This is a genomic window from Corynebacterium sp. KPL2850 (genome assembly GCF_040225855.1).
GTDB lineage: Bacteria > Actinomycetota > Actinomycetes > Mycobacteriales > Mycobacteriaceae > Corynebacterium.
The window spans coordinates 42,039-53,521 of the sequence record NZ_JBEHFV010000006.1; the positions used below are offsets into that span (position 1 = coordinate 42,039).

At 60.2% G+C, this 11,483-nt stretch carries 8 protein-coding genes; 2 read left to right on the top strand and 6 right to left on the bottom strand.

Annotated features, from left to right (window positions below):
• Positions 1-11: 11 nt before the first annotated feature.
• Genes trpD through ABRP93_RS03330 form a run of 3 tightly spaced genes read right to left on the bottom strand, consistent with a single transcriptional unit; the run spans position 12 to position 3,201 of the window.
• Positions 12-1,031 (bottom strand): anthranilate phosphoribosyltransferase, encoded by a 1,020-nt coding sequence (trpD, locus tag ABRP93_RS03320; protein ID WP_349886895.1) that lies wholly within the window; start codon positions 1,029-1,031, stop codon positions 12-14.
• On the bottom strand, positions 1,031-1,678 hold the full coding sequence (locus ABRP93_RS03325) for an anthranilate synthase component II (RefSeq protein ID WP_349886897.1): 648 nt from the start codon (positions 1,676-1,678) through the stop codon (positions 1,031-1,033). The genes trpD and ABRP93_RS03325 overlap by 1 nt, the downstream gene beginning before the upstream one ends.
• The gene (locus ABRP93_RS03330; protein ID WP_349886899.1) at positions 1,675-3,201 is read right to left on the bottom strand and encodes an anthranilate synthase component 1; all 1,527 of its coding nucleotides are present in this window, start codon (positions 3,199-3,201) and stop codon (positions 1,675-1,677) included. Before ABRP93_RS03330 ends, ABRP93_RS03325 begins: the two co-directional genes overlap by 4 nt.
• Before the next feature lie 310 nt (positions 3,202-3,511).
• Between ABRP93_RS03330 and ABRP93_RS03335 the strand changes: the two genes are divergently transcribed.
• Together ABRP93_RS03335 and ABRP93_RS03340 are read left to right on the top strand one after the other, a co-directional pair.
• Positions 3,512-4,987 (top strand): NAD-dependent succinate-semialdehyde dehydrogenase, encoded by a 1,476-nt coding sequence (locus tag ABRP93_RS03335; protein WP_349886901.1) that lies wholly within the window; start codon positions 3,512-3,514, stop codon positions 4,985-4,987.
• A 218-nt stretch (positions 4,988-5,205) separates the two neighbouring features.
• The gene (locus tag ABRP93_RS03340; protein ID WP_198010510.1) at positions 5,206-6,390 is read left to right on the top strand and encodes an MFS transporter; all 1,185 of its coding nucleotides are present in this window, start codon (positions 5,206-5,208) and stop codon (positions 6,388-6,390) included.
• A 26-nt stretch (positions 6,391-6,416) separates the two neighbouring features.
• On the opposite strand, the gene ABRP93_RS03345 is transcribed toward ABRP93_RS03340, so the two are convergent.
• The 3 genes from ABRP93_RS03345 to ABRP93_RS03355 all read right to left on the bottom strand — a co-directional run bounded on the left by ABRP93_RS03345 (position 6,417) and on the right by ABRP93_RS03355 (position 11,309).
• Positions 6,417-7,049, bottom strand: coding sequence for an MOSC domain-containing protein (locus tag ABRP93_RS03345; RefSeq protein ID WP_349886935.1), 633 nt, complete (start codon positions 7,047-7,049; stop codon positions 6,417-6,419).
• A gap of 1 nt (position 7,050) precedes the next feature.
• Positions 7,051-9,636: a hypothetical protein gene (locus ABRP93_RS03350; RefSeq protein WP_349886902.1), complete on the bottom strand. Its 2,586-nt coding sequence runs from the start codon at positions 9,634-9,636 to the stop codon at positions 7,051-7,053.
• Between the two features lie 113 nt (positions 9,637-9,749).
• On the bottom strand, positions 9,750-11,309 hold the full coding sequence (locus ABRP93_RS03355; protein ID WP_349886903.1) for an alkaline phosphatase: 1,560 nt from the start codon (positions 11,307-11,309) through the stop codon (positions 9,750-9,752).
• Positions 11,310-11,483: the final 174 nt, after the last annotated feature.

Genomic DNA, 11,483 nt, shown 5'->3' on the forward strand with positions numbered 1-11,483 from the left:
GTGTGGTTTCTTTAGTACTCGGCTTCCTCGTGGGTGCGCAGCCAGCGGTCCACGTCCCCGTTATCGATGAGCCCCTTGGCGTGCGCGACGCCCTCTGCAATCGAAGCCGTGGTGCCACCCAGATAAAACATCGCTCCAGCCGATGCCGCGACCGCATCATAGTGCGCCGGCTTGCCCGAGCCATTAAAGATGGCGCGCACATGCGCGGCGTTATCTTGACCGTCGCCGCCGGCGAGCTCACTGAGCTCATGCTTGGCGATGCCCAACCCCTCCGGCGTGAGCTCATAGTGCGAAATCTCGCCGTCCTTCAGCTCCCAGACCTGTGTGGTGCCGTGGGTGGCGATTTCATCGGTACCGGCGCCGTGGACGACGAGCGCTCGCGTGCGCCCCAGTTCCCGGAAAACTTCGGCGATCATGGGGCCTTGTGCTGGGTTGGCGATGCCGATGATCTGTAGCTCGGGCCGGCCTGGGGAGAGCAAGGGTCCCAAGGTATTGAAAATGGTGGAGACCCCGAGCGCCTTGCGCACCGGTTGCACGTGGGCCACGGCCGGGTTGTAGGCCGGAGCAAAGAGGAAGGTGAAGTTGGAGGCTTCGAACTGCCGGACGGCGCGGTCCACGTCAAGGTCCAGCGGAATATTCAGTGCCTCGAGCACATCGGCGGACCCGGACTTGGAGGAGACGGACCGGTTGCCGTGCTTGACCATCCTCACTCCCCCAGCGGCGGCGACCAAGGAGGCAGCCGTCGTGATATTAATGGTATTCGCGCCGTCGCCGCCCGTTCCCGCGGAGTCCATGAGGCCTTCACCGGTAATGGGAAATGGGTGGCCAACGTTCAGGAATGCCTTGGCGGCACCCGTAATATCCGCGAGGGTTTCGCCGCGGGTGCGGATATGTGTAAGCAACGCGGAGATCTGAATATCGTCATAATCACCGACGGCAACCGGAGTGAAGACCTCGGTTGCTTCCTCCACGGTGGGCGCGGGATTATCTAAGAAAGCTTGCAGCGTTTTTAGCGGGCTTTGGTTCGTCATTAGTGCTTTAGCTCCATAGTGGGAGTAGTGGATAGTTGATAGATGCAACGGTCTAGAATGTCTGGGCCACGGGGCGAGAGGATCGACTCGGGGTGGAATTGCACCCCCAGCGCCATGCCATCGTCCGTTTCGGCTGCCATGGCGATGGTGCCGATATCCGCCTCCGTCTCCGCGAGCACCCGCATGCCGGCCGGCACCTGCGTGCACCCCAAGGAGTGATACCGCGCCACCGGGACCTGGGTACCGGGGACGCCGGGCTGGGCGGGATCGGCATCGGTGGCTAGCCCGGCGAAGACTGGGTGGGCAGTGCCGGCATCGGTAAGCGTCATAGGCATGGACTTGCCGTGTACGGGTCCGCAGGGCCCTACCCCGCCACCGTGGTATTCCAGTAGCGCCTGGAAACCCAGGCAGACACCGAGGATGGGGATGGTGCCCAAGGTGGCACCGATAAGCTCCATCATGCATCCAGCATCGCGTGGGTGACCGGGGCCTGGGGAAAGGACAATAATATCGGGCTCGGATGCGAGCACCTCCGCGACGGACACGCTGTTGCGGTAGACGGTGGTGCGGTAGCCGGCGAGGGCGTCGACGAGGTTATAGACAAAGGAATCGTGGTTATCGAGCAGAACCACGTGCGGCGAATTCATCGCTGTACCTCCAGGGTGGCGTTGTGCGCGAGGGCAATGGCGTGGAGAACGGCATAGGCCTTGTGCAGGGTTTCATCGGCTTCGGATTGCGGGACGGAATCGTGCACCACCCCGGCACCGGCCTGGACAGCGGCCGTACCGCGGTGGACGAAGGCGGAGCGAATGACAATGCAGGTATCCATGGCGCCGTCGCCGCGCAGGTACCCCACTGCGCCGCCGTAGGAGCCACGGCGCTTGTGTTCGGCCTGGCGGATGAGCTCGCTGGCGCGCAACTTGGGTGCGCCGGTCAATGTTCCCATGTTCATGCAGGCGCGGTAGGCATCGAGGGCATCGAAGTCCTCGTGCAACCTGGCGGTCACGCGGGAGACCAAGTGCATGACTCGTGAATAGCGGTCTACTTGGAGCAGGTCTGCCACCCGCCGGGTGCCGGGTTCTGCTACGCGGGCGAGATCATTGCGCGCGAGATCTACCAGCATGGTGTGCTCGGCTAGCTCCTTGGTATCCGTGCGCATTTCTAGCTCATTGCGGATATCCAATTCATCGTTGATCGTGCCGTCCGGGTTGAGCCCGCGGGGCCTAGTTCCGGCAATGGGATAGAGCTCCACCTGCCGCGTCGCGGGGTCAAACTTCAGATTGGATTCCGGTGATGCGCCGAAAAGCTCATAATCTTCTCCCCGGAGATAGAACATATACGGCGAAGGATTGGTCTCTCGGAGCTGGCGGTAGGCCGCGAAAGCATCGGGACAATCTACCGTGAATGTACGGGCGGGGACGACCTGGTAAATATCGCCGGAATCAATATTGCCCTTGAGCCGCGTTACCTGATTGCAAAACGCGGCATCATCAATATCCGCGGTCGCCGTCAACGTTCCCACAGGTTGGCTGGGCGCTGGGTCCCCTATCGCGTCGATGGGTGCGGCGGAGAGCGCATCGAGCGTTTCTTCCAAGCGGGCTCGGTCGATATCCCAGCCCTCTACCCGTGCCGTCTGCGTAAGGTGATCCACCGCGAGGACAGTTTGAGCGACAAGGAATTCATAATCGGGAAACTTATTGGGCCCCTCGCCTACCTCAGGCAGGTTTTCAAAAGTGGCCAAATAGTCATAGGCAAACCCACCGGCGACGAAGGGCAATAGGGGCGAGGAATAGGAATCATCGCGCTGCAGCGCGCGGAGGATATCCGCCGTCGATTCATCTAGGAGCCGTTGCCGTTCATCGGACTCGTTGGAGGGTGAGAACTCAAAAACAATTTCCGTGGTTTCACGTGAAACAATCCGGTTAGCGAAGCGGGCTTGCAGCATGGTGATGAGCTGCTCCCCCGCTGGGCTGAGCGCGAGGACGCGAACCCGCTGGCCGGTGCAGGTCACCTTTGCCGCGGCATCAAGCACGGCCAGGCACGTGAGGTTTTTCTTGGTTTCAATATCAGCGCTTTCCAATAATAAGGAATCGCTCGATCGCGCCAATCTATGAAATAGCGCTGAGGCATCCCGGCAATAAGCAATATCGCGGGTGGCGGTGTATGTCATTGCAGTGCCCTTTCAGGAGTAACTGAGGAACAGAGTGCGAGGGGCCCGAGGTATCCGCGAGCAAAGGCACTGAAAACGCCGAAAGGCCCGCAGAATGCGAGCCTAAAAATGGGTTGCGAAGAAAGGCCCGCGAGTTACGCGCGCCACCACCAACGAGTAGTCATTTTCTTCATGGGCACTAGCCTAGCTTAAATTTCTATAGCGTGGAAGAAACAAGTCAAAAATATTCAATCGGTATCTAATGAGTGGTCTTCGCGCTCATTCAGGGTAATGTGGTGCAGGTCTATATCTTCAAGAAAGGTGACGATAAGTGAGTATTAATATCGAAGAGGTAATTGCAAAGGTTCCCACCCAATTGCTCATTGGTGGTGAGTGGCGCGATTCCACCTCCGGCGAGACTTTTGACGTAGAAAACCCAGCGACGGGCGAGACGCTGGCGACGCTATCTTCCGCAAACTCGGATGATGCGATTGCTGCCCTCGACGCTGCCTGTGCCGTGCAGGATGAATGGGCGCGCACCACGCCGCGCGAGCGCGCGGAGATTCTGCGCCGAGCATTCGATCTAGTGCAGGAGCGGGCGGATGAATTCGCAGCCCTGATGACGCTAGAGATGGGTAAGCCCTTCGCGGAAGCTAAGGGTGAGGTCACTTATGGCGGCGAGTTCCTGCGTTGGTTCAGTGAGGAAACGGTGCGCGATTACGGCCGCGCCGCAACCGTTCCGGAAGGCACGCTGCGGATGATCACTCGCCGCAAGCCGGTGGGTCCCTGCCTTCTGATCACCCCGTGGAACTTCCCGTTGGCCATGGCTACTCGCAAGGTGGCTCCGGCGGTGGCAGCGGGTTGCACGATGGTGCTCAAGCCGGCCAAGCTGACTCCCCTGACTGCGCAGTACTTTGCGCAGACCATGATCGATGCTGGGCTTCCAAAGGGTGTGCTCAACGTCGTAGCCGGTAAGTCTGCATCTGCAATTTCGGAGCCATTGCTTGCCGATGACCGCTTGCGCAAGCTTTCCTTCACTGGTTCTACCCCAGTGGGCCGGACTCTTTTGAAGGGCGCGGCCGATAACGTGCTGCGTACCTCCATGGAACTGGGCGGCAATGCCCCATTCATTGTCTTTGAGGACGCAGATATTGACCAAGCGGTCCAGGGTGCGATGGGCGCCAAGATGCGCAATATCGGCGAGGCCTGCACCGCAGCTAACCGCTTCTTGGTCCATGAGTCTGTTGCTGAGGAGTTTTCCGAGAAACTCGTTGCGGAGTTTGAGAAGCTCAATTTGGGCAATGGTATGGACGAAGGTATTACCTGCGGACCTCTCGTCGAGTCCAAGGCTTTGGAGAGCATTGCGGCATTGGTGGACGATGCCGCAGAAAAGGGCGCTACCATCGCCACCGGCGGTAAGCGCGGGGACGGTGCCGGCTACTTCTACGAGCCTACGGTGATCACCAATGTTTCACGTGAAACACGCGTCGCCCAGGAAGAGATCTTCGGTCCAGTCGCCCCGATTATCACCTTCAGTACCGAGGAAGAGGCGCTCGAGATCGCAAACGATACCGAATACGGTTTGGCATCTTATGTCTTTACTGAGAATTCCGACCGCCTGTGGCGCATCGCCGATGGCCTAGAGTTCGGCCTGATGGGCTTCAACGCCGGCGTTATCTCTAACGCCGCTGCCCCATTCGGTGGCGTCAAGCAATCCGGAATGGGCCGCGAGGGTGGCGCGGAAGGTATCGAGGAATACACCTCCGTGCAGTACCTGGGCATCCGCGACCCTTATGCCAACGCTTAGGCCTTAAGCCGGCAACGCAATCACTGTTTAGAGCGCGCTTATAACCGTGTTTGATTAAACATTTAAGTGCCAGCGGCGTATACTCACTCCCCGCATAATTGTGATTGCTTTCCTTCTCCCCGCACGCGGCCCTTTTGGGCCGTGCGCGGTTGGGAAGATTTTTTATTTTTTAATTGGAGTGAGTCTTGTCAACAACGAATTCAGCGGCTCAGCCGCCATTGATTACACCCACGTTTCTGTTGGCGTGGGTGGCTAATTTTGGTCAGTTTCTAGTCTTCTACTTAACGGTGACGACCATGGCCCTGTATGCCGTCGAGAGCTTTGGGGCCTCCGATACCGTCAGTGGTTTTGCCTCCAGCGCCTTTGTTTTGGGTGCGACATTCATGCGCATCTTCTCCGGCTGGTTGGTGGACCGCGTGGGGCAAAAGCGCGCCGCCCTGACCTCGCTGGCCTTCGTCAGCATCGTGACGGTGGGCTATTTCGTGGCCCATAACGTGGCTGTCCTCATCCTCGTGCGGCTGTTTCACGGCGCGGGCTATGCGTTGACCTCTACGGCGCTCATGGCCGTCGCGCAATCCGTCATCCCCCAACAGCGCCGCGCGGAGGGCACCGGCTACTTTGCCCTCGGCACCACACTTGCCACCGCCTTCGGCCCCGCAGTGGGCTTGTTCTTGGCCAATAACATTGGCTACAACACCCTCTTCGCGGTCGCCCTGGGTTCCAATATCGTCTCCCTCGTGCTGGCGCTCGTGCTGCGCTACCCGGCGGAGCTCGATGAGGAAAAGCCCGCTTTCAAGCTGAGCAATGCCGTGCACCCCAACGTGGTGCCCATTGGCCTTTTCATGCTCTTGGTGGGCATCGCCTACTCCGGCGTGGTCACCTATCTCAACGCCTATGCGCGCGAAGAGGACCTGGCCACAGGCGCCGGCCTCTTTTTCATCGGCTACGCCGTAGTCATGCTCATCATGCGCTTTTTCTTGGGCCGCATCCAGGACCACAAGGGCGATAACTCGGTCATGTACCTGGGCCTAGTTTCCTTCGTCATCGCCCTTATCATCATGGGCTTTCCCAGCAATGACGTCATGCTCGTGGTGGCGGGTGCGTTTACGGGCATGGGATACGGCACGCTAAGCCCCGCCTGCCAGGCCATCTCGGTGCGCTCTGTATCGGCCGCTCAGATAGGCGCGGGCATCTCCACGATGTTCCTCTTGATGGACTTCGGCATCGGCCTCGCCCCCTTCGGGCTTGGCCCCATCGTGAGCGCCACGGGCTTTGATACGATGTACCTCATCCTCGCCGGCCTCATCGTCGTCGCGGCGGTGTACTACTACATGGTGCACGGCCGCTACCCCAAGGCGAAGGCGCCCGTTATCAGCGCCACAGAGGGCACGCAGCCGGCCTAAAGCGGCACAGATTTTTGGCTCCGGGTTTATACCCGGAGCTTTTTTGCGTGCTGGGGCGGCAAGCACTTGGCATCGACCACGCGCCGGGCCATCGCCCGGTCCCCCATCTTGGCCGCAAACGCCATGCGCATGGTGATATCGTGCGCGGGGGCGGGGCCGCAGATTATGGCATCCCCGGCAGAAATGCGCCCGGGCGAGATGACGCGGAAGTACACGCCGCAATCACCGCGCGCAGTCCACCGCTTGAGCCAGCCCTTTTCCTGCACCCAGCCGGAAAAGGTTGCGCATGGCTGGCGGGGAATGGAGACCTCGAGCGTAGCCGTGCCGATGTGGAGGCGTTGATTGATAAGCAGCGCGGAGAGATCAATGCCGCGCGTGGTGAGGTTCTCCCCAAAGGCCCCTGAACCCAGCGTGCGGCCCAGCGAATCCTCCCAATAATCCAGCTCCTCGCGGGCATAGGCATAGACCGCCTTGTCACTTCCACCGTGGTGCTCGCTATCGCCGATAGAATCGCCGCGCACGCCGGAACCATCGCCGTAATTGGGTCCGGGAGCGGAAATATCGATGAAGTCTTGCGGGCGCTTGTCGATGCCCGAAAACTCATGCCTCCCGCTCGGATCCGGCCTGCGTACGGCGACGTTGGTGGAAATAACCTGCATATCAGTCACTGTAGTCGCGGGTAAGGGCCTCTGCAGTGAGAATATCCCGGTAAAACAGCTCCGGAGCCAGCGAGACCGCCTCTGCGAGCTGCGGGAGGGCGTTATCTAGCGCGGAGGCCACGGCCGCATCCGTCAGCTTCCCATTGGCCACCCCGCGCGCGGTAATGGCAAAAACATAGGAAATAAACGGCATCCAGGCAGAGCCGCCAAGATCCGTGTTTCCATCCCCAAAGGCATCGAGGGCGAGCAGGGTGTGCAATACCGACTTATCTACGCCCAATTGCTGCAGCGTCACCCGCAATTGCAGCGCGGTAGAGCGCAGGTTGGACATGGTTCCCAGGCGGGTCAGCGCCAAGTCGTTATCGAAGCACTCGCGCAGCGCGGCGATGCGGTGGGCATCATCGCACAGCTGCGCGCTATCCGTGGCGGGCGTAGGGGCCTCGCCGGTGGCGCTCATGAGCAGCATGGGGCGGGTGACATCGTCGACTCCCGTGGTGGCCGTCCGCCACAGCGAGGGGGAGCCGGACTGTTCGACGTGGGCCTGGTTGGCATCGGCAAGCGCAGCGAGCACGGAAGACGGATCCGCAGCCTCTTGCCCTTCGCGGCTAAAGGAACGGGTAATCAGGCCCGTGCGCACCAAGGCGCGCATGCGCTGGCCGCGCTCGAAGTCCACCTGCATGAGCGCATCGAGGCTGGCGCGCGGATCGGCCTCGATGCCCTTGATAACGCCCTCGAAGGCCTCCTTGGCCTTGGGGGCCAAGCGGCGCAGGGCGGCATAGGTCTCCCACGTGCCGGCGGTATTCTCGCTCTCGCCATCGTGGAAGATGATAAGCGAGCTTGCCGGTGGGTACTGCGGTGCGGCGAGATCGCTGGCCGGTTCATCCTCGCGGAAGTCCACGATGAGATCGCCAGCCTCGTGCAGTTCTTCTGGTAGCTCGAAGCCCTCCTCCACCGGCTCCAAGGGCAGCGGCTCGCTGGAGGGGTTGCCGAGCGGCCACGCCCATGCCAAAAGCTCCACTTCCTTTTCGTGGGTTTGCTCGGGCATCAAGATGCCATCTTCGATGGTGGCGCGGGCCACCAGCGGAGCCTTGCGCACCGTGGCGATGGCGGCATAAATCAGGTCGCTTGCCGCGGTTGCCTCGTATTCCATCACGCGGCGGTCGATGCTGCGCTTGAGGTGAGCCGCGCGCTCCTTATCCGGCAGGCCCTCCAGGTACTCCTCATAGGACAGCGTGGACCACAGGAGGTAGAGCTCCAGCGAGGACTTCTTTGTCAGCGCTGCCTTGAGGGCGCGATTCGGCACGGAGAGGGCCGTCGTCGCCTCCGTCGAGCCATTGGCGGTGACGAGATCCCGGATCTTCTGGTTCTTATCAATGACCACGAATTTTGCCAGCGGCAGCGGCTCCGGCGAGTGCACCGTAAAGAGCGCATCCGCATCCAGCTGATCCGCCAGGATGACCTGCTTATCCATATAATCCACGGGCTCTGCCGCGGTGCGCTTCACGCGCGTGCGGATGGTCGCCGGAATGACCTCAAAGGTCAGCTCGTAGCCGGCCTCGCTGCTGATGGTCTCCTCGCGCACCGATTCGTCTTCCCCAAATACGCGTTGGCCCTTTTCCATCTGAATGGGCTTATCGGGGGACGAGGCCAAGGCATAGCTAAACGGCGAGAGGTTCCCCAGCGCATCGATGAAGCGGAAGTTGGTGCCGCGCGGGCCCTCGTTCTTGGAGCGCATGTGGAGCGTCTCGGCAAAGTTGAGGTAGAGGACATCGACAAGCTCCTCGCCCTTGTACAGGCTAAAGCGGTACCGGCCCACCCAGGGGTCTTCGAAGACGTCACCGGGTAGAACCTCATGGATTCCCTCCGGCAGCTCATCTTCTAAGATTTCTTCCTCTTCCCCACCGATGGGGACATAGGTCAGTTGAAGGTGCAGAGGGGTATTGACCAAGAGGCGCGGGGATTTCGTGTACACCAGCTCGCCGTCCAGCCCGCGCGCGTTGGGCAGGGACTTGACCGCCATATCCCAGGAAAAATCCGCGCCTTCCGCGACGGTGATGGTGGCCTTGTCCTGGCGCGGTACCGCAATGGAGAAGGAATCTTCTGCCGCTACCTCAAAGATGGACCAGCCTTCCCACGCGCCATGCGGACGCGGCTGGCTATCCGGGGCAGGGGTTAGCTGCGTGCCGGTCGGTGCGATGAAGGTATACGCGCCCTGCGGGATGGGCTGCGTGCTATCGACGGGCCGGTGCGCGGAATCAAGTAGCAGGCCGCCATTGGCAATACCCGCAAACTCCAGCGTCTGCTCCGCAAACGTAACGGCAAGGTGGGTAAAGGGCTGCGGCATGGACACCCACAGGCCAGGTTCCTCACCGGCGACATAATAAAACTTGCGGGTGACCTCCGTGCCGTCCAGCAACTGCGTGGTCACGGTCCATTGGGGGTCTTCTGGTTCATAAGCCGCGCTCACGGCTGGCAGGTAAAGCTCTAAAGTATCGGTATCCGGCGAGAGGCGAAGATGCGGAACCCCCTGAAATACCGCCGCGTCTAGAAAAGATGATAGCTGGCTACGAAACTTCTCCTGGCTCATTTACACCAGCCTAGATCATTTTTGAAAAGATGTGGATTCTGCAGGCAGAAGGCAATAAGAAGGCTTTCACCACCGTGGAAGTGAAAGCCTTTGCGCGAGATTAATCGCCTGGATTAGTGGAAGAAGTTCCGCCAAGCATTCGGGTTGATGGTGATGATGCCCAGCTGCTGGGCCAAGAAGGCAATGGCCCCGATAGCCAGCGACGCGATACCGGCGCCCGCGATACCGGCGAGGAGCCCGCTCTTGGAGGAGCCGTCACCGTCACCGTCACCGGCGTCGGCGTTGTCGTTGCTGCCCTGGTCATCGTGCTTGACCCACCATTCATTCAGGGTGAGCTTGGCCAAGGTGGTGTTATCGATGTAGTCACCGCGCACGGGGTCGGTGTGGGTGGCCTTCGCGCGAAGGGCCTCAGAGCCAGCGCCCTTGAAGAAGAATGGGACGAGCTGGTTGGTGTGCTGCGTGGAGTACCACTGGTGGCCAGAGGGCAGGGTGTTGCCACCGCCACCATTCATGGAGTTGAACTTACCCTCAGAGCGCTCATTGGCACCGGAGAGGTATCCCGTTTCGTGGTCAGCGGTAACGACTAGCAGGGTCTCATCCCAGGAGGAGTTTTCTTCTACCCAGTCGATGGCGGCATCGACGGACTTATTGAAGTCCTGTACCTCTTCGATATCGCGGGCGGATTCGTTCCCGTGGCCGCTCCAGTCGATGGCACCGCCTTCAATCATGACGTGGAAGCCCTCGTCATTTTGGCCCAGTGCGTTGAGGGCGCCGGTGGTCATGGTAGGAAGATCCACGACTTCGTTGAACGGAGTGTCATAAGGCACTGTGGACTCGCCGGAGCGTGCCTGCTGCAAGGTAGAGGCCACAGGCGCCAGGCCGAAGTACTTCTCCCCCGCCGCGACATCACCTTGGGCCAAGGCCTCAAATTGCTCCTTGGTTTCGGCGTAGTTCCAGTCGGACTCCCCGGACGATAGCTTGTTGAAGACCTCTTCAGACAGGTACTTGTACTTGGCCTCATCTTGCTTCTTGTTGTCATCGTCATAGAACGGGTGGCCGGAGCCCATGATGACATCGAGGTCAGAGTTGAACATCTCCTCTGCAATCTCCAGGTAATTATTGCGGGAGATATTGTGCGCGGCCCAGGCAGCTGGGGTGGCGTGGCTAAACGGCACGGAGGAGACCACGCCGGCGGACTTTCCGGCCTTCTTGGCGCGCTCGGAGGTGTTTTCCTGCTCGTGGCCGTAATCGTTAACGCCTAGCTTGCCGTTATCGGTCTTCACACCGGTGGACATGGCGGTGCCGGCGGCAGAGGAATCGGTGTATCCCTTATCCACGTACTCGTGGGTTGCCCACGCCTTTTGTGGGTCGTAGGAAGAGTCATTGGGGTAGGTGGTCATGGACAGGCGGTTGAAGTCCTCGAAGCGCTGTACGGAATCGCCATCGAGTTCCTCTGGGCCTTCGGCGCTAAATGCGCCATCGACCAGGTACTTGGACTGGCCAGTTTCGTAGAGGTTATTAAACGCCACGTGGCCGTAGCCCATTCCATCACCAATCATGTAGATGATGTTCTTTGGGCCCTGGGATTCGGCGGCGGTGGCTGGGGCAATTGCGCCAGCGGTAGCTACGGTCGCGGCTACGGCAGCGGCGCCAATGCGGAGAGAAGTGCGCATGAATTGTCCTTTGTGGAGGTGAGAGACGAAGAGATGGTGGCCCTGCAAACAAGAGAGAAGTAACCCAGACATAGCTGGGCGCAAAGCCTTGAGTTGAAGATAAAGGCGCGATTCAACTACGAAAGGAACTGCGCGTTAATAGCTCCTAAACACTGCCAGAACATCCCGAGGCAC